General features: G+C 61.5%; 16 protein-coding genes and 1 pseudogene. 16 read left to right on the top strand and 1 reads right to left on the bottom strand.

Features of this window, described 5'->3' with window-relative positions; genetic code table 11:
• Window positions 1-4: 4 nt before the first annotated feature.
• The 16 genes from AC1DUR_RS07220 to AC1DUR_RS07145 all read left to right on the top strand — a co-directional run bounded on the left by AC1DUR_RS07220 (window position 5) and on the right by AC1DUR_RS07145 (window position 17,447).
• On the top strand, window positions 5-3,907 hold the full coding sequence (locus tag AC1DUR_RS07220; protein WP_477717759.1) for a DUF3683 domain-containing protein: 3,903 nt from the start codon (window positions 5-7) through the stop codon (window positions 3,905-3,907).
• A gap of 130 nt (window positions 3,908-4,037) precedes the next feature.
• Window positions 4,038-4,451: a gamma-butyrobetaine hydroxylase family protein gene (locus tag AC1DUR_RS07215; protein ID WP_477717760.1), complete on the top strand. Its 414-nt coding sequence runs from the start codon at window positions 4,038-4,040 to the stop codon at window positions 4,449-4,451.
• Between the two features lie 136 nt (window positions 4,452-4,587).
• Window positions 4,588-5,319: a bifunctional demethylmenaquinone methyltransferase/2-methoxy-6-polyprenyl-1,4-benzoquinol methylase UbiE gene (gene ubiE, locus AC1DUR_RS07210; RefSeq protein WP_477717761.1), complete on the top strand. Its 732-nt coding sequence runs from the start codon at window positions 4,588-4,590 to the stop codon at window positions 5,317-5,319.
• A 102-nt stretch (window positions 5,320-5,421) separates the two neighbouring features.
• The gene (locus AC1DUR_RS07205; RefSeq protein WP_477717762.1) at window positions 5,422-6,423 is read left to right on the top strand and encodes a Tim44 domain-containing protein; all 1,002 of its coding nucleotides are present in this window, start codon (window positions 5,422-5,424) and stop codon (window positions 6,421-6,423) included.
• Between the two features lie 157 nt (window positions 6,424-6,580).
• On the top strand, window positions 6,581-7,186 hold the full coding sequence (locus tag AC1DUR_RS07200; RefSeq protein ID WP_477717763.1) for a hypothetical protein: 606 nt from the start codon (window positions 6,581-6,583) through the stop codon (window positions 7,184-7,186).
• Window positions 7,183-8,736: a ubiquinone biosynthesis regulatory protein kinase UbiB gene (gene ubiB, locus AC1DUR_RS07195; RefSeq protein ID WP_477717764.1), complete on the top strand. Its 1,554-nt coding sequence runs from the start codon at window positions 7,183-7,185 to the stop codon at window positions 8,734-8,736. Before AC1DUR_RS07200 ends, ubiB begins: the two co-directional genes overlap by 4 nt.
• Window positions 8,737-8,864: 128 nt before the next feature.
• Window positions 8,865-9,239 (top strand): FmdB family zinc ribbon protein, encoded by a 375-nt coding sequence (locus tag AC1DUR_RS07190; RefSeq protein WP_477717765.1) that lies wholly within the window; start codon window positions 8,865-8,867, stop codon window positions 9,237-9,239.
• A complete protein-coding gene (locus tag AC1DUR_RS07185; protein ID WP_477717766.1) occupies window positions 9,239-9,865 on the top strand; it encodes a DUF502 domain-containing protein in 627 nt (208 codons plus the stop codon). Before AC1DUR_RS07190 ends, AC1DUR_RS07185 begins: the two co-directional genes overlap by 1 nt.
• Before the next feature lie 43 nt (window positions 9,866-9,908).
• Window positions 9,909-11,714 (top strand): aspartate--tRNA ligase, encoded by a 1,806-nt coding sequence (gene aspS / locus AC1DUR_RS07180; RefSeq protein WP_477717767.1) that lies wholly within the window; start codon window positions 9,909-9,911, stop codon window positions 11,712-11,714.
• A gap of 161 nt (window positions 11,715-11,875) precedes the next feature.
• Complete coding sequence (nudB, locus tag AC1DUR_RS07175) at window positions 11,876-12,322, top strand: dihydroneopterin triphosphate diphosphatase (RefSeq protein ID WP_477717768.1); 447 nt, start codon at window positions 11,876-11,878, stop codon at window positions 12,320-12,322.
• Window positions 12,323-12,494: 172 nt separating this feature from the next.
• Complete coding sequence (clsB, locus tag AC1DUR_RS07170) at window positions 12,495-13,739, top strand: cardiolipin synthase ClsB (protein ID WP_477717769.1); 1,245 nt, start codon at window positions 12,495-12,497, stop codon at window positions 13,737-13,739.
• A gap of 153 nt (window positions 13,740-13,892) precedes the next feature.
• Window positions 13,893-14,615 (top strand): GTP cyclohydrolase I, encoded by a 723-nt coding sequence (gene folE, locus AC1DUR_RS07165; RefSeq protein WP_477717770.1) that lies wholly within the window; start codon window positions 13,893-13,895, stop codon window positions 14,613-14,615.
• A 4-nt stretch (window positions 14,616-14,619) separates the two neighbouring features.
• On the top strand, window positions 14,620-15,042 hold the full coding sequence (locus tag AC1DUR_RS07160) for a BLUF domain-containing protein (protein ID WP_011481828.1): 423 nt from the start codon (window positions 14,620-14,622) through the stop codon (window positions 15,040-15,042).
• Between the two features lie 64 nt (window positions 15,043-15,106).
• The gene (locus tag AC1DUR_RS07155; protein ID WP_477717771.1) at window positions 15,107-15,925 is read left to right on the top strand and encodes a DUF429 domain-containing protein; all 819 of its coding nucleotides are present in this window, start codon (window positions 15,107-15,109) and stop codon (window positions 15,923-15,925) included.
• Between the two features lie 222 nt (window positions 15,926-16,147).
• Entirely contained in the window at window positions 16,148-16,684 is a 537-nt protein-coding gene (locus tag AC1DUR_RS07150) for a thermonuclease family protein (RefSeq protein ID WP_477717772.1), read from the top strand.
• Window positions 16,685-16,955: 271 nt separating this feature from the next.
• Window positions 16,956-17,447: a BON domain-containing protein gene (locus tag AC1DUR_RS07145; protein WP_477717773.1), complete on the top strand. Its 492-nt coding sequence runs from the start codon at window positions 16,956-16,958 to the stop codon at window positions 17,445-17,447.
• 12 nt (window positions 17,448-17,459) lie between these two features.
• Here the strand turns inward: AC1DUR_RS07145 and AC1DUR_RS07140 are convergent.
• A pseudogene (locus AC1DUR_RS07140) lies at window positions 17,460-17,662 on the bottom strand (IS4 family transposase); the annotation flags it as partial.

Raw genomic sequence — 17,662 nt, 5'->3', positions numbered from 1 at the left:
CACGATGAACGCCCCTACTACCCTTCAAGAATTGAACGTTTTTGCGGATGACGCAAAGCCCGGCGAAGCACGCATTCGCGAAATTCCCTATAACTACACGTCCTTTTCCGATCGGGAAGTGGTTATTCGTCTGTTGGGCGCGCCTGCCTGGGACTTGCTGAACCGCCTTCGCGACGAACGGCGCACCGGCCGGTCTGCCCGCATGCTCTATGAGGTGCTCGGGGACATCTGGGTGGTTCAGCGCAACCCCTATCTGCAGGATGACCTGCTGGACAATCCCAAACGCCGCAAGCTGCTGGTGGATGCCTTGCACCATCGCCTCTCCGAAGTCGGAAAGCGCCGCACACCGGAGGCTGACAGCCAGCGCGACGGCATCGTCGGCGAGCTGCTGGACGCGGCCCGCAGCGCGGTCAGCCGCTTTTCGGCCTCGTTTGAGGAAATAGCCGGCCTGCGCCGTCAGACCGAGCGCAAACTGCGCAAGCTGACGCTCAAGGACAACATCAAGTTTGACGGCCTGTCACGCGTCTCGCACGTCACCGACGCCACCGACTGGCGCGTCGAATATCCCTTTGTCGTGCTCACCCCCGATTCCGAGCAGGAAATGGCCGGATTGGTCAAGGGCTGTATCGAACTGGGCCTGACGATCGTGCCGCGTGGTGGCGGAACCGGCTACACCGGCGGCGCGATTCCGCTGACCTGGAAGTCGGCCGTCATCAACACCGAAAAACTCGAGGCGATGACCGAAGTGGAAATGGTCTCGCTGCCCGGTATTGCGCAGCCCGTGGCCACGGTCTGGACCGAGGCCGGCGTGGTCACGCAGCGTGTGGCCGATGCCGCCGAGCGGGGCGGTTTTGTGTTCGCGGTGGACCCGACGTCTGCCGAAGCGTCCTGCATTGGCGGCAATATCGCGATGAACGCGGGCGGCAAAAAGGCCGTGCTGTGGGGGACGGCCCTGGACAACCTGGCCTCCTGGCGCATGGTGACGCCCCAAGCCCAGTGGCTGGAAGTCACCCGGCTGGACCACAACCTGGGCAAGATCCACGACGCCGAGATGGCGAGTTTCGAGCTCAAGTATTTTGAAGCCGACGGCAAGACGCCGGTGCGCACAGAGCGCCTGGATATTCAGGGCAAGACTTTCCGCAAGGAAGGCCTGGGCAAGGACGTCACCGACAAGTTCCTCAGTGGCCTGCCGGGTATCCAGAAAGAAGGCTGCGACGGCCTGATCACCAGCGCCCGCTGGATCGTGCACCGCATGCCTGCACACACCCGGACCGTCTGCCTGGAGTTCTTTGGCAATGCCAAGGATGCTGTTCCCAGCATCGTCGAGATCAAGGATTTCATGTTTGCGGAACAAAAGCGCGGCGGCGCCATTCTGGCGGGCCTGGAACACCTGGACGACCGCTACCTGAAAGCGGTCGGCTATGCGACCAAGTCGAAGAAGCACGGCGGCCTGCCAAAAATGGTGCTGTTCGGCGACATCGCTGGCGATGACGCCGATGTGGTGGCGCGTGCGACCTCGGAAGTAGTGCGCATTGCCAACTCGCGCCATGGTGAGGGTTTTATCGCCATCAGCCCGGACGCGCGCAAGAAATTCTGGCTGGACCGCAAGCGCACCGCCGCCATTTCCCGGCACACCAATGCCTTCAAGATCAATGAGGATGTGGTGATCCCGCTGCCGCGCATGGCCGAGTACACCGACGGCATCGAGCGCATCAATATCGAGCTGAGCCTGCGCAACAAGATCAGGCTGTGCGATGAGCTGGAAGCCTTTTTCCTCAAGGGCAACCTGCCTCTGGGTAAATCGGACGATGCCAACGACATCCCGTCGGCCGAACTGCTGGAAGACCGGGTCGGCCAGGCGCTTGCCATGATTGCCGAAGTCCGGGCCCTCTGGGCCGGCTGGCTCGAGGGTATTGAGGCGTTTTTCCCGCAGCTGCAGGACCATACGCTGCGCGCCAGCTGGAAGACGCAGATCCGGGCCAGGCTCCAGACCCTGTTCAGCGGCGCGCCATTCCTGCCCATCCTGGAAGAATGCAACGCCATTCACAAGCGGGTGCTCAAGGGCCGCGTGTGGGCAGCGCTGCACATGCATGCTGGCGATGGCAATGTGCACACCAATTTGCCGGTCAACAGCGACGATTACGAGATGCTGCAGACCGCGCACGAAGCCGTGGCGCGCATCATGGTGCTGGCGCGTTCGCTCGACGGCGTGATTTCCGGCGAGCACGGCATCGGCATCACGAAGCTGGATTTCCTGACCGACGAGGAACTGCGCCCCTTCACCGAGTACAAGCAGAAGGTCGACCCCGAAGGCCGCTTCAACAAAGGCAAGCTGCTGCGAAATCAGGAGCTGAATACGCAGGATGGGAAAAGGCTCCCGGCCGATTTGACGAATGCCTACACGCCCAGCTTCGGCTTGATGGGTCATGAGTCGCTGATCATGCAGCAGTCTGACATCGGCGCGATTGCCGACAGCATCAAGGACTGCCTGCGCTGCGGCAAATGCAAGCCGGTGTGCGCCACGCATGTGCCGCGCGCCAACCTGCTGTACAGCCCGCGCAACAAGATCCTGGCGACCTCGCTGCTGGTGGAAGCGTTTCTCTATGAGGAGCAGACCCGGCGCGGCATCAGCATCAAGCACTGGGAAGAGTTTGAGGATGTGGCCGACCACTGCACGGTATGCCACAAGTGCCTGACGCCCTGCCCGGTGGATATCGACTTTGGCGATGTGTCGATGAACATGCGCAACCTGTTGCGCAAGATGGGCCAGAAGTCCTTCCGGCCCGGCAATGCGGCCGCCATGTTCTTCCTCAACGCCACCAATCCGCAAACCATCAAGTTCATGCGCGGCGCCATGGTCGACGTGGGCTTCAAGGTCCAGCGCCTGGCCAATGACCTGCTGCGCACCCTGGCGCGCAAGCAGACCGCCAGGCCACCGGCAACGGTGGGCAAGGCGCCGGTCAAGGAGCAGGTGATCCACTTCATCAACAAGAAAATGCCCGGTGGCCTGCCCAAGAAGACGGCCCGTGCCCTGCTGGACATTGAGGACAAGGATTACGTGCCCATCATCCGTAATCCAAAAAACACCACGGCGGAAACCGAAGCGGTGTTTTATTTCCCGGGTTGCGGTTCCGAGCGTCTGTTCAGCCAGGTCGGCCTGGCTACGCAGGCCATGCTGTGGCATGCCGGCGTGCAAACCGTGCTGCCGCCAGGCTACCTGTGCTGCGGCTACCCGCAACGCGGATCGGGCCAGTACGACAAGGCCGAGAAAATCATCACCGACAACCGGGTGCTGTTCCACCGCGTGGCCAATACCCTGAACTACCTAGACATCAAGACCGTGGTGGTCAGCTGCGGCACCTGCTATGACCAGTTGCAGGGTTACGAGTTCGAGAAAATTTTCCCGGGCTGCCGCATCATCGACATCCATGAGTACCTGCTGGAAAAAGGCATTACGTTGCGGACGGACCAGCCCGGCAAGGGCTATCTGTACCATGACCCCTGCCACAGCCCGATGAAGCTGCAGGAGCCGATGAAGACCGTCAAGGCACTGCTCGGCGACAACGTCCTCAAGAACGAGCGCTGCTGCGGCGAATCAGGCACGCTGGGTGTCACGCGTCCTGACATTTCAACGCAGGTCCGCTTCCGCAAGGAAGAAGAACTGCGAAAAGGCGAGGCCAGCTTGCGGGCCGCCGGTGCCGTGGGCGAGAGCGAAAACGTCAAAATACTCACCAGCTGCCCAAGTTGTCTGCAGGGCCTGTCCCGCTACGGAGGCGACCTGCAAAACGGCCTGCTTGAAGCCGATTACATCGTCGTCGAAATGGCCAACCAGATTCTGGGCAAGGAATGGCTGCCGGCCTATGTCGAGGCGGCCAACCACGGTGGGATCGAGCGGGTGCTGGTGTAGAGAACAGGAAAGCCGGGAAAGCGCTCGCGGTTTTTCCAGTGGCTCCCGGTTCAGCAATGCAACCTGCCCCAGACAGGCGTTCGACCTCCGCAGGTTTCGATTTGGTTTACTCAGAAAGTGATGCATCACCATGGCAGGTCTCCAGGCCGGTTCACCGATTCCCACGGCGCTGACGGTTCACAGCCAGTCCCGTATTCTTGAAATCGCGTTTTCGGACGGCGCCGAATTCAGGATTCCGTTTGAACTGATGCGTGTGTACTCGCCGTCTGCGGAAGTGCAGGGCCACGGCCCCGGCCAGGAAGTGCTGCAGACTGGCAAGCGCGAGGTGAATATCGTCGAGCTGGAACCCATAGGCAACTACGCGGTCAAGCCGGTATTTTCCGATGGCCATGAAAGCGGTATTTTTTCCTGGGACTACCTGTATCACCTGGGTGTCGAGCAAGAGCGTCTGTGGGACGACTACAACCGGCGACTCCAGGCTGCGGGTCGGGACAGGGACGCCCCCATGGTCGAAGCCGCAGGTCACGCCTGCGGGCATCACTGAGGAACGCCACTACCGGCGAGGCCTGCCCGCATGGTTGTGCGGGACTGTTGTTTTTCCGGGATAAAAATTCACAATGCCCTGAACCGGTGCAGGGTTGTAGCAACCAATTGGGGCATTGCCCCCTAGCATTCACTTTATGACGAAAACCCATTTCGGCTTTGAATCCGTCGAGGAGCAGGACAAGGCGCGACGCGTGCGCGGCGTGTTTGACTCCGTGGCACCCAAATACGACGTGATGAACGATTTGATGTCGATGGGCCTGCATCGCGCCTGGAAGGCTTACACCGTGCTGGTCGCCAATGTCAAGGAGGGCCAGCAGGTGCTCGACATTGCCGGCGGGACGGGCGACCTGGCCCTGGCTTTTGCGCCCAAGGTGGGCAACAGCGGGCGGGTGGTCCACACCGACATCAACGAGGCGATGCTCAGGGAAGGGCGCAACCGGCTGCTGGATGCCGGTGTGAACCTGCCCACACTGGTCTGTGATGCAGAGCACCTGCCGTTTGCCGATGCCAGTTTTGACGTGGTCACCGTCGCTTTCGGCTTGCGCAACATGACGCATAAAGAGGATGCCCTGCGCGAAATGAACCGTGTGCTCAAACCCGGCGGCAAGCTGCTGGTGCTGGAGTTTTCCAAGGTGGCCAAACCCCTGGAAAAGATTTATGACTGGTATTCGTTCAAGGTGTTGCCCAGGCTCGGCAAGCTGGTGGCCAATGACGATTCAAGTTACCAGTATCTCGCCGAGTCGATTCGCATGCATCCGAGCCAGGAAGAACTCAAAGCCCTGATGCTTAAAGGTGGTTTTGGTCATGTGGACTATCACAACCTGACCGGCGGGGTAGTGGCATTGCATGTTGCAATCAAATGCTGAAGAAGATTTTTTGAAGAAGTATTGAAGAAGAGTTGAAGAAGAGTTGAAGAAGTTAAACGGACTTTAAATAAACAGGCGAAAAGCTTGCTCAAAGGAGATGTCATGAAGATTTGGTCAGTCATTCTTTCTGCCGTAATGGCGCTCACCCTGGCTGTGCCGGGGACGGACGCCGAGGCTGCGCGTCTGGGTGGCGGCAAGTCAATTGGCAAGCAATCGTCCAATGTCACGCAGCGTGAGGCCACGCCGGGCGGCGCTACTTCCGCGACCAACTCCGCGGCCAAACCGGCAGCGCCTGCCGCGGCACCTGCCCCTGCCACCCCGAAAAAACCGTGGGGTGCCATGCTGGGCGGCCTGGCTGCCGGCCTCGGCCTGGCTTGGCTGGCTTCGTCGCTCGGCCTGGGTGAAGCCTTTGGCCAGGTCATCATGTTCGCGCTGCTGGCCCTGGTGATCATGGTGGTGATCGGTTTCGTCATGCGCAAGCTCAAGGGCGGTGGAGCAAGTCCTGCTGCTCCACGTACGCAGGATCCGTTTGCATTCCAGGGCGCGGGCAACGCTGCCACGCCGAGGAACTACAGTCCCGAAAATGTGGGCAACGACGCCTCGGCGCGACCCTGGGAGCGCAGCGGCATGGCGTTCGATGCCAACCGGGACGCGGCGGCCGCGCCCGCCGCGGGCTCCATGATTGGCTCGGCCTTGCTGGGCGCCCAGACGTGGGGCGTCCCTGCAGGGTTTGATGCCGAGGGCTTCCTCAAGGCCAGCAAGGCGAATTTCGTGACGCTGCAGGACGCCTGGGACCGTTCCGACATTCAGAGCTTGCGCGCCATGATGACCGACGACATGCTGGCGCAGATCAAGGCGCAGCTGGCCGACCGCGAATCTCACACCGGCGGTGTGGCCAACCGGACCGAGGTCGTGATGCTCAATGCGCAGCTGTTGGGCATAGAGGAGCTGAGCGATACGTACATGGCCAGCGTCGAGTTCTCGGGGATGATCCGCGAGGACGCTTCCGCTGGCGCCAGCCCCTTCCGCGAAGTCTGGAACATGACCAAACCCCGTAACGGCGGCAGTGGCTGGCTGGTCGCCGGTGTTCAGGCACTCCAGTAATCCCGCTAGCTGAACTGAAAAGCGCGGGTCCCAACTTCCAGCAGGGGCCGCGGAACCGGCTTAGCCGGGCCGCAGGCGCAGCGGCCCCCTCGGGGGGAAGAGAGCCACACGCAGTGGGCGAACGTGGGGGCCACATTGCTGTCAAAATCGGGGACGTATGAATAACACGTCCCCTTTTTCTTTTCTCGAGTCTGTCGCCAGCCGTTTTCAGCCGCCCGCCTGGGTGGTCGATGAAGGGCAGCGGCGGCTGGTGCTGTTTCTGAACCATGTCTTGCTGCAGGAGAAAGAGGCGCAGGATCGGTTGTTACGGCAAAAAGGCCGTGTTGTCCACCTTCGGTGGGGTGTTTTTGCGCTTGATTTGATCGTAACCCCGGCGGGTCTGGTTGACCGTGCGCCACCCGCAGCACAGCCGGACCTGCTGCTTTCGGTGGCCGCCGAGTCGCCCCTGGTCATCATGCAGTCGGTGGCTGCTGGCAAACCTCCGCCGGTGAAGGTTGAGGGCGATGTGCGACTGGCGGCCGAGTTTGGATGGCTGGCCGAAAATCTGCGTTGGGATGCCGAAGAGGATCTCTCCCGCCTGATAGGTGATGCGCCTGCGCACGCCCTCGCCGACGCAGCAAGGCGGCTGCTGGCCGGCCTGAAGCAGTTTCTGGCGCAGGCGCCAATGTCCCCGGCTCCATTCTCAACGTCCCCTTCATCCGCATCCTCATCTTCATCCGCAGCGCCCGGTTCTTCTCCGGATGCCGCGAAGGCTTCTGCATGACCCGGGTGTTCAGGGGGGGAGTCATTGTCTGGACCGTGCTTCGTTTCGGTCTCGATGAACTGGTTCTGTCCAGCTTTGAAAAACCGTGGATCCGCCTGCTGACCCGCATCGTCTCGCTGGGGCGGAACCTGAGCGCTCCCCGTGGCGCCCGTCTTCGCGAGGCGCTGGAAAGGCTGGGGCCTATCTTCGTCAAATTTGGGCAGGTGATGTCCACCCGGCGCGACCTGCTGCCGCCCGACATCGCCGATGAGCTGGCCCGCCTGCAGGACCGGGTGCCGCCCTTTGAGTCGGCCGTGGCCGTGGCCATCATCGAAAAGGCGTTTTCCCGGCCCCTGGATCGCATATTCGCGACGTTTGAGCAGATACCGGTGGCCAGCGCATCGATTGCCCAGGTTCATTTTGCGACGCTCCACGACGGCCGTGAGGTGGCCGTCAAGGTATTGCGCCCCAACATGCTGCCCGCGATCGAGAAAGACCTTGCGCTCATGCACATGATGGCCGGCTGGGTGGAGGGCGCATCCGCCGATGGCAAGCGCCTCAAGCCGCGGGAAGTGGTGGCCGAGTTTGATAAATACCTGCACGACGAGCTGGACCTGCTGCGCGAGGCCGCCAATGCGGCGCAACTGCGCCGCAACATGCAGAACCTCAACCTCGTCATGATTCCGGAAATGTTCTGGGACTACTGCATGCCCGATGTCATGGTGATGGAGCGCATGAAGGGGGTGCCCATAAGCCAGGTCCAGCGCCTGCGCGATGCCCGCGTGGACATGAAGAAGCTGGCCCGTGACGGCGTGACCATCTTTTTCACCCAGGTGTTTCGCGATGGTTTTTTTCATGCGGACATGCATCCGGGCAACATTCAGGTCAGCCTCGACCCGGAAACATTCGGGCGCTACATTTCGCTGGATTTCGGCATTGTGGGTACGCTCACAGAGGTGGACAAGGAGTACCTTGCTCACAACTTCAGCGCCTTCTTTCAGCGCGACTACAAACGCGTGGCCGAGCTGCATCTCGAGTCCGGCTGGGTGCCTGCCAGCACCCGTGTGGACGAGCTGGAAGCGGCCATTCGAGCCTGTTGCGAGCCGTACTTCGACCGGCCGCTCAAGGAAATCTCGCTGGGTCTGGTGCTGATGCGCCTGTTCCAGACCTCCCGCCGTTTTCAGGTGGAAATCCAGCCGCAACTGGTCCTGCTGCAAAAAACATTGCTCAATATTGAAGGGTTGGGGCGCGAACTGGACCCCGAACTCGACCTCTGGAGCACTGCCAAGCCTTTTCTTGAAAAATGGATGGTGGAGCAGGTGGGGCCCGAAAAGCTTTGGGCCCAACTCAAGGCCGAGGCCCCCGCTTATGCCAAGCTGCTGCCGGAGCTGCCGCGGCTGCTGGCCCAGTACCTTAAGGGGCCGTCGGGGCCAAGCCGCCGCGACGTGGAAGCCCTGCTGGTCGAGCAAAAGCGTACCAACAGGTTGCTGCAAAGCCTGATCTATGGCGGTTTGGGCTTTGTGCTGGGCCTGATCGTGATGCAATTGCTGTTGCGGGTCCGGATTTTTTGACGCCGGCCCGGGCGCCGCGGGTCTCCCCCGCCCGTTTGCCTTGAAGTTGGCGGCAACGCCTATAATTGAGGGTTTTGCGCTGGCAAGCCTTCTTCAGGCGCAATTTCCCGGACAGAACCTCTAGCACTATGCCAATCTACGCCTATAAATGCGAGTCCTGCGGGCATGCCAAGGACGTCTTGCGAAAGATATCGGATGCGCCCTTGACCGATTGCCCGCACTGCGGGGCCGCCAGCTTTAAGAAGCAGGTCACGGCAGCCGGCTTTCAGCTCAAGGGTTCGGGCTGGTACGTGACTGATTTCCGCGGCGCAGACAAGGCGGCTCAGCCTGCCAAATCGGGTGGCAGCGGCTCGACAGCGACGGAAAGCACGGAAAGCACGGACAGCAAATCCGCAGATACAGGCGCGGCCGCTGCAACGGCCAGCGCCCCTGCAACAGCTACGCCTGCGGCAGCGCCAGCCAGCCAGGGCGCGGCCAGCGATTCGTCATCCAAAGTCTCGTGATGAGCTCCATTCGCCGATGGCTTTTGGCCGGACTCCTGGTGCTGGTGCCTCTGGCCATTACCTTGGCAGTCCTCAACTGGATCGTTGCAACGCTTGATCAGACGCTCTTGATCCTGCCGGGGGCTTGGCACCCCGACAAGCTGTTGGGCTTTCACATTCCTGGTTTCGGTGTGCTCTTGATGCTGGCGATTGTGTTGCTGATGGGCGCCATTGCCAGCAACTTCTTTGGCAAGAAGCTGGTCCACTGGGGCAATTCGCTGCTGCACCGCATTCCCATTGTGCGGTCCATCTATTCGAGCGTGAAACAGGTGTCGGACACGCTGTTCTCCGAGAACGGCAATGCCTTTCGCCAGGCCCTGCTGGTGCAATGGCCGCGCGAGGGAGTCTGGACGATCGGATTCCTGACCGGCTTTCCGGGCGGCGATGTGGTCAACCATTTGCCGGGGGACTACGTGAGCGTCTACGTTCCCACGACCCCCAACCCCACGGGCGGTTACTTCGTCATGCTGAAAAAGTCCGAATGCATCGAGCTGAAAATGAGCGTCGACGAGGCACTGACTTACGTGATTTCGATGGGCGTCGTGGTTCCCGCAAGGCCCTTCCAGCCGCTGACCCCGCCCCTGTAAACGGCGAAAACTGCCCCAGAGGCATTGAAAGTTCGAGATTTTTATGGCTATTGCTTCCCAAATGCGTTCCAACTATTGCGGTCTGGTGACCGAAAGCCTCATGGGCCAGACCGTCAGCCTGTGCGGCTGGGTCAACCGCCGGCGTGACCATGGCGGCGTGATTTTCATTGACCTGCGCGACCGCGAAGGTTACGTGCAGGTGGTGTGCGACCCGGACCGTGCCGACATGTTCAAAACCGCGGAAGACGTGCGCAATGAATTTTGTGTCCAGGTCAAGGGCGTGGTGCGCGCCCGCCCGCAGGGCACCACCAACGACAGCCTGAAAAGCGGCAAGATCGAGGTGCTGTGCCATGAGCTGATCGTGCTCAACCCCAGTGTCACGCCGCCCTTCCAGCTCGATGACGACAACCTGTCGGAGACGACGCGCCTGACGCACCGGGTGCTGGACTTGCGCCGTCCCTACATGCAGAAGAACCTCATGCTGCGTTACCGCGTGGCCATGGAGACGCGCAAGTTTCTCGATTCCCATGGTTTCATCGACATTGAAACCCCGATGCTGACCAAGAGCACGCCTGAAGGCGCGCGCGATTACCTCGTGCCCAGCCGTGTCAATGAAGGCATGTTCTTCGCGCTGCCGCAGAGTCCGCAGCTGTTCAAGCAGTTGCTGATGGTGGCGGGCTTTGACCGCTACTACCAGATCACCAAGTGCTTTCGTGACGAAGACCTGCGTGCCGACCGCCAACCCGAATTCACGCAGATCGATATCGAGACATCCTTCATGGGGGAGCAGGACATCCGCGACATGTTCCAGGGCATGATCAGCAACATCTTCAAGACCGTGCTGGATACCGACCTTGGTGAGTTTCCGGTGATGGCCTACAACGATGCGATGCACCGTTACGGCTCCGACAAACCCGACCTGCGGGTGAACCTCGAGTTCACCGAGTTGACCGATGTCATGGCCGATGTCGACTTCAAGGTGTTCAGTGCGCCGGCCACCACCAAGGGCGGCCGCGTGGTCGCCCTGCGCGTGCCCGGCGGCTCGGAGATGAGCCGCGGCGAGATTGACGGCTACACCGAGTTCGTCAAGATTTACGGCGCCAAGGGCCTGGCCTGGATCAAGGTCAACGATGCGGGCAAGGGCCGCGAAGGGCTCCAGAGCCCCATCGTCAAGAACATCCATGACGCCGCCATTGCCGAAATCCTCAAGCGCACCGGCGCGCAGAACGGCGACCTGATTTTCTTTGGTGCCGACAAGGAAAAAGTCGTCAACGACAGCATAGGCGCCCTGCGCCTGAAGGTCGGCCACAGCGAATTCGGTAAAAAGACCGGCCTGTTCACCGCCGGCTGGAAGCCGCTGTGGGTCGTGGACTTTCCGATGTTCGAATTTGATGAAGAAGGCCAGCGCTGGAGCGCGGTGCACCACCCTTTCACGGCACCCAAGGACGGGCACGAAGACTGGATGGACACCGATCCCGGCCGCTGCATCGCCAAAGCCTATGACATGGTGCTCAACGGCTGGGAGCTCGGCGGGGGCTCGGTTCGTATCCACCGCGCTGATGTGCAGAGCAAGGTGTTCAACGCACTCAAGATCGGACCGGAAGAAGCGCAGCAGAAATTCGGCTTCCTGCTGGATGCCCTGCAATATGGCGCGCCGCCGCACGGTGGCCTGGCCTTTGGGCTGGACCGCATCGTCACCATGATGACCGGAGCCGAGTCGATCCGTGACGTGATTGCCTTCCCGAAAACCCAGCGTGCGCAATGTCTGCTGACCCATGCACCGAGCCCGGTCGATGAAAAGCAGCTGCGTGAGCTGCATATCCGCCTGCGCAATCCGCAGCCGGTTTGAATGTGGCCCCCACGGTCGCTCGCTTCGCGTAGCTTCCTGCCCCCCGAGGGGGCCGCTGCGCCTGCGGCCCGGCTGAGCCGGTTCCGCGGCCCCTGCTTGAAGGGGATGCCGCCACCACGCTTGCTCGTTGCGCCTCGGGGGCCGTCGGTGTTTGAGGAGCCATGAAGCGCTTCAAGATTCCGGAGTCGGTGCTGGTCGTCATCCATACGCCGCAGCTCGATGTGCTGTTGCTTGAGCGTGCCGACCATCCGGGCTTCTGGCAGAGCGTCACCGGCTCCAAAGACACGGTGGACGAACCGCTCCTGCAGACGGCGTTGCGCGAGGTGATGGAAGAAACCGGCATCGCCGCCGCACCCGCACAATTCCGGGACTGGGCGCTCTCCAATCGTTACGAGATTTACCCGGCCTGGCGCCACCGCTACGCGCCGGGGGTGACGCACAATACCGAGCATGTGTTTGGCTTGTGCGTGCCCGAGACCTGCGCTGTGACCCTCCATCCGCGCGAGCACACAGCCTGGCAGTGGTTGCCGTACCGGGCCGCCGCCGATCTCTGTTTTTCCCCTTCAAACGCTGAAGCGGTCCTGCTTCTGCCGCGCTTCATGGCTTGAAACGGACGGGGCCACGCGTTTGGCCTTGTTGTTTTACTTCACGCCGGGGCGGGTGCGCTGCCCGCATGTGGGTCGCAGCCGATTGGCAAATGTGGGGCAGTCGGTTTAAATGGGCTGACCAGTCCACACCACATCTGAAACTCACAAGCCCCCAGGCGAAATTCCCCGGCCCATGTCCCCACTCCACAAGTCCGAAGCCTTGCAATTGCTCGAAGGCGCCCAGGCCTTGTTTCCGGCACTCATCAAGGCCTTTGATGCCGCGGTCAACTGGATACAGCTGGAAACCTATATTTTTGACGTTCACGGCGTCGCCGCGGAGGTGGCCGAGGCGCTGGCGCGGGCAGCGGGGCGCGGTGTGACGGTCCAGGTGCTGGTCGATGGCATCGGCACCGATCCCTTGCCGGCCGAATGGCAAAAAAAATTCAGCGAAACGGGCGTGGAGTGGTGCGTCTACTCGCCGCTGGCTTCCGGCTTCGGCGGGCTGGGCGGCTTGGGCCTGCTGGTGCCCGACCGCTGGCGCAGGCTGCACCGCAAGCTGTGCGTGGTGGACCAGCATGTGGTTTTTTGTGGTGGCATCAATGTGCTGGATGACTTTTACGATCCCAACCATGGGGAGCTCCAGGCCCCGCGTCTTGATTTTGCCGTAGCGGTGACAGGTCCGCTGGCCGCTGATGCCGCCGACGCCGCAGCGCTGCTCTGGTGGCGCGTTCAGGCAGGCTACAGCGCACGGCAAAGGCACTTGAGCGCGGCATGGGAAAAATTCAAGGCTGCCGGTTACGGCGGCCGCACCGGCAACGGAGTGCTCACGGGTCGGCCACGTTTCAGGCTTGCCGGCGCGTCGGGCGCGCGGGCCGCGCTGATACTGCGCGACAACCTGCGCAACCGCAGCAGCATCGAGCGTGTTTACCGCAAGGCGATTGGCCAGGCGCGCCAGGAAATCATCATTGCCAATGCCTATTTCCTGCCCGGCGGCAAGCTGCGCCGCGCCCTCATCAATGCGGCCAGACGCGGTGTGAGCGTGACCCTGCTGCTGCAGGGACGCTACGAGTACTTCATGCAATACCATGCTGCGCGACCGGTGTACGGCGCCCTGTTGGCGGCAGGGGTGGAAATCCATGAATACGAGGCGAGTTTTCTGCATGCCAAGGTAGCCGTTGTGGACGGACACTGGGCCACGGTGGGCTCGTCCAACCTGGATCCGCTCAGTTTTCTGCTGGCCCGGGAGGCCAACGTGGTGGTGGAGAACAAGGCGTTTGCCGAAGCGTTGAGAGACCGCCTGTGCGTGGCCATTACCAGCTACGGCCGGCGCATCGACCCCGCGGTCTACAGCCAGCGGCCGCTGGGCCAGCGTCTGCGGGGCTGGATGGCCTATGCCCTGATGCGACTGGCCTTGCTGATAACCGGACAGCGTTACTGAGCTCATTGCCCCCGGCATTGGCGGGGCGCGCGGGAGCCCCTGTTTTTGCTATTAAATATATAGCTGCTTGCGTATGTGTCCTATGGGCTGGCAGCTCAAAACCTTGCAAATTTCGGGACAAGACTGTTTCAGGACGGGCTGGTAATATCAGGCATGCTTATGAAATCCACCACGCACCCCCAGGGCTCCACCGACGAGGGAACGCCCGTATCCGTGAAGATCCGCGAGCGCCTGCATCAGGCACGCAAGCGTTTCCATGCGAACGACAACATTGCCGCGTTCATTGAGCCGGGCGAGCTCGAAAAGCTGCTTGACGAAGTTGAAGTCAAGATGCAGACCGTGCTTGACAGCCTGGTGATCGATACCGCCGGCGATCACAACACCAACAACACCGCGCGCCGTGTCGCCAAGATGTATCTGAACGAGGTGTTCAAGGGCCGCTATGTGCAGCCGCCCAGCATCACCGAATTCCCCAATGCCGAACACCTCAACGAGTTGATGATCGTCGGGCCGATCACCGTACGCAGCGCCTGTTCGCATCACTTCTGTCCGGTCATCGGCAAGATCTGGATTGGTGTGATGCCCAATGAGCACACCAATGTGATCGGCCTGTCCAAATATGCGCGGCTGGCCGAGTGGGTGATGGGGCGCCCGCAGATTCAGGAAGAGGCCGTCGTGCAGCTGGCCGATCTCATCATGGAGAAAACACAGCCGGATGGGCTGGCGATCGTGATGGAAGCCAGCCACTACTGCATGGCTTGGCGCGGTGTCAAGGACATGGACAGCAAGATGATCAATTCGGTGATGCGCGGCGTGTTCCTGAAGGACCCCAACCTGCGCCGTGAATTCCTTGCCCTGATTCCACAGAAAGGATGATCCCATGTTAGTCCGTTTGCTTTATGCCAGTCGCGCGCTGGATACCCGTCCCGATGCGATTGAGGCCATCCTGACCCAGTCACGCCAGTACAACCCGACCTGCGGCATCACCGGCATTCTTTGTTACGGTGGGGGGATTTTTCTGCAGGCCATCGAGGGCGGCCGCATGGCTGTCAGCGAGCTGTATGGCCACATCCAGCGGGACCCGCGCCACAAGGACGTGGCGCTGCTCGACTATGAAGAAATTTCCGAACGCCGCTTCGGCGGCTGGACCATGGGGCAGGTCAACCTGCTCAAGCTCAACCACTCCATCCTGCTGAAATATTCCGAAAAGCCGGAACTCGACCCTTACTCGGTATCGGGCAAGGTATCGATGGCCTTGCTGGAGGAATTGATGGCGACCGCCGCCATCATTGGCCGAGCCTGATTGCCTGGCACGCTTTTCATTGTGACCGGCGTGATGGCGCAGCTGGCAGTGGGTTCATGAGCATATGACCTCCGGCCTGCTGATCGGTTGCGACTTTTCCAGCAGTCCCACACGGCGCAAGCCGATCGTGATGGCTGCGGGCACGGCATCGCAGGGGCGGGTGCTGCTGGCCAGTCTCGAACGCGTGGCCTCGCTGGATGAATTTGATGAATGGTTGCGCCGGGAACGCGCCTGGATCGCAGCCTTCGATTTCCCGTTCGGCCTGCCGCGTGAACTGGTGGTGCATCTCGGCTGGCCCGAGCAGTGGCCGGCCTTGATTCGCCATTACGCCAGCCTGAGCCGGCCGGAGATACGAGACACCTTCGCCGCCTTTTGCGATGCGCGCCCCGTCGGGGGAAAGTTTGCCCACCGTGCGGCGGACAGGCCGGCTGGCTCCAGCCCGTCCATGAAGTGGGTGAATCCGCCGGTGGCCTACATGCTGCATGCCGGTGTGCCCCGGCTGCTGGAAGCCGGCGTGCACCTTCCCTGCCTGCACGAGGGGGATGTCAACCGTGTCGCGCTGGAAGGCTATCCCGGGCTGCTGGCCCGGGAGGTGCTCGGCAGTCGCTCCTACAAAAGCGACGACCGCGCCAAGCAGACGGCCGATCGCCTGATTGCGCGCAAGGACCTGATCACCGCCCTGGAGCACGGGCAGACCCGGCTGGGGGTGCGGCTGAAGGTCAGCCATGCCCAGCGGGACGCCCTCGTGGACGATGCCAGCGGCGACAGCCTGGATGCCGTGCTGTGCCTCATGCAGGCGGCGTGGGCAGCGCAGCAGGGTGCCCCCCGTTATGGCTTGCCACCCGACACCGACACGCTGGAAGGCTGGGTGGTCACTGCCTAGAATACGATGCGATTTGCTGGGCTTGCCGAGTTTGCTGGTTATTCATACAGTCTTTCAGGTACATTCGGTGTTCGACCCGGTCAAGCTGCGCTGGGTTTTTTTGGGGCGCCGGTTTGGGTGCCCGCGGCAAGGCACAGGGCAGTTGTGGTGCCTGTAAATAATCATTAATTTCGGCCGAGAACCCATCAAGCAAGGAATCGTGCGCTATCAATTTAACAGCCTATGAGCCTGGCAATCCGTGACGAGGTGAAGGCGCTCGCGGCTCTCGCCCTGACGGTCTGGCTGGCCTGTTGCGTTCCCGCACGTGCGTCGGCACCGGCCCAGGCCATGTGGATGGGCGTGGTTACCTATGTCGTGGATGGCGACACCGTCTGGGTGCGGCCAGCGGATGGCGGCAAGCCCGTCAGCGTGCGAGTGGACGGCATTGACGCCCCCGAGATTTGCCAGCCGGGAGGTGGCATTTCCCGCGACGCGCTCAAGCGGCGGACCTTGGGCCAGCGCATCGCGGTTTTCGGCAGGCGCCACGACGACTACGGTCGGCTACTGGCCCGGCTGGAATTGAATGGCGATGACCTGGGCCAATGGATGGTCTCCCAAGGCCAGGCGTGGTCGTATCACTATGGCCGGCGACCTGGCCCCTACGCCCTTCAGCAAAGCCGCGCGAAAGCCGGGGGGCTTGGTCTTTTCTCACGGTCTCATGCCATGCCCCCTGTCTATCCCCGGGCATTTCGCAAGCAGCATGGACCTTGCCACGCTTGAGCCTTTGAGTCGTTCCCTGAGTTGCGGTGTTTCCTGAACGATGTCAGTCGGGGCCAGGTGACGGATTCTGGATTTGTCCTACGGCATCTTCGGCGGGGGCTGACCTCACAAGGCGGGTTTCAGGGCTAAGGTCAAAAAGACACGACTCAGGATCGTCGCCCCCTTTGATCTGTTGCCTGTGTGACCCGGTGATCCGGTCCCATTTGCTTGCTGGGCGTATTGAGCGTGCCTGGTGCCTACTTCACGAACAGGATCACGAACAGGAGTACCCATGAAAAAACCATCTTTCGATCATTGCAAGCCCCGGGTGAGGCTGACAGGCAGTTTGCTGGTCCTTCTTTTCGCCTTGAGTGCTTGTGGCAAGCAAGATGATGGCAAAACGGCCGGCCAGCAGCTGGACACCGCCATCGCGAAAACCGAACAGGCTGCCGAGAAAGCGAAAGCCAAGACCGAAAGTGCCATGGCCAATGCCGGTGTGGCGATGAAGGATGCGACCCGGGAGGTTGAAGCTTCCGGCAAGCAGATAGCGGACAAGGCCGGGGAAAAGATCAACGACGTGAGCATCACCGCCGCGGTGTCGTCCGGACTTGCCAAGGATCCCGAGCTGAGCGCCCTGAAAATCAATGTGGATACCAAAAATGGCGCTGTCACCTTGACGGGCTCAGCCCCCACCGAAGCTGCGCGCGAGAGAGCCGGCACCCTTGCCAAAACCGTCAAAGGGGTGAATTCGGTCGAGAACCGGCTCACCGTGAAGGCGGGTTAACGGGAATGGCACTTACTTTGGCTCATAGGCATGACCATGCCTCTGGACGTGTCGGCGAGCCTGGTCGCGGGGCACCTTCAACCAGGGGTAGGGTTTGGGCCTTCGTTTTCGCATTCGCGGCTCGATGCGTCCGGGTCGATGGCCGACCCTGCATTGTGCGATCAACGTGAATAGCCGCCCGCAATCCTTCGTGGCCGAGAGGCCTCGCGAGACCC

Source organism: Polaromonas sp. P4_F4 (genome assembly GCF_056401355.1).
This window is presented reverse-complemented; position numbering and strand designations above follow the sequence as displayed.

Bases quoted from the DNA above. Each gene is read 5' to 3' on its own strand.
- nudB (WP_477717768.1), top strand. From the start codon at position 11,876: ATGAAGCGCTTCAAGATTCCGGAGTCGGTGCTGGTCGTCATCCATACG.
- AC1DUR_RS07190 (WP_477717765.1), top strand. From the start codon at position 8,865: ATGCCAATCTACGCCTATAAATGCGAGTCCTGCGGGCATGCCAAGGAC.
- AC1DUR_RS07160 (WP_011481828.1), top strand. From the start codon at position 14,620: ATGTTAGTCCGTTTGCTTTATGCCAGTCGCGCGCTGGATACCCGTCCC.
- AC1DUR_RS07150 (WP_477717772.1), top strand. From the start codon at position 16,148: ATGAGCCTGGCAATCCGTGACGAGGTGAAGGCGCTCGCGGCTCTCGCC.
- AC1DUR_RS07155 (WP_477717771.1), top strand. From the start codon at position 15,107: ATGACCTCCGGCCTGCTGATCGGTTGCGACTTTTCCAGCAGTCCCACA.
- AC1DUR_RS07185 (WP_477717766.1), top strand. From the start codon at position 9,239: ATGAGCTCCATTCGCCGATGGCTTTTGGCCGGACTCCTGGTGCTGGTG.
- ubiE (WP_477717761.1), top strand. From the start codon at position 4,588: ATGACGAAAACCCATTTCGGCTTTGAATCCGTCGAGGAGCAGGACAAG.
- AC1DUR_RS07215 (WP_477717760.1), top strand. From the start codon at position 4,038: ATGGCAGGTCTCCAGGCCGGTTCACCGATTCCCACGGCGCTGACGGTT.
- aspS (WP_477717767.1), top strand. From the start codon at position 9,909: ATGGCTATTGCTTCCCAAATGCGTTCCAACTATTGCGGTCTGGTGACC.
- ubiB (WP_477717764.1), top strand. From the start codon at position 7,183: ATGACCCGGGTGTTCAGGGGGGGAGTCATTGTCTGGACCGTGCTTCGT.
- AC1DUR_RS07220 (WP_477717759.1), top strand. From the start codon at position 5: ATGAACGCCCCTACTACCCTTCAAGAATTGAACGTTTTTGCGGATGAC.
- clsB (WP_477717769.1), top strand. From the start codon at position 12,495: ATGTCCCCACTCCACAAGTCCGAAGCCTTGCAATTGCTCGAAGGCGCC.
- AC1DUR_RS07200 (WP_477717763.1), top strand. From the start codon at position 6,581: ATGAATAACACGTCCCCTTTTTCTTTTCTCGAGTCTGTCGCCAGCCGT.
- AC1DUR_RS07145 (WP_477717773.1), top strand. From the start codon at position 16,956: ATGAAAAAACCATCTTTCGATCATTGCAAGCCCCGGGTGAGGCTGACA.
- folE (WP_477717770.1), top strand. From the start codon at position 13,893: ATGCTTATGAAATCCACCACGCACCCCCAGGGCTCCACCGACGAGGGA.
- AC1DUR_RS07205 (WP_477717762.1), top strand. From the start codon at position 5,422: ATGAAGATTTGGTCAGTCATTCTTTCTGCCGTAATGGCGCTCACCCTG.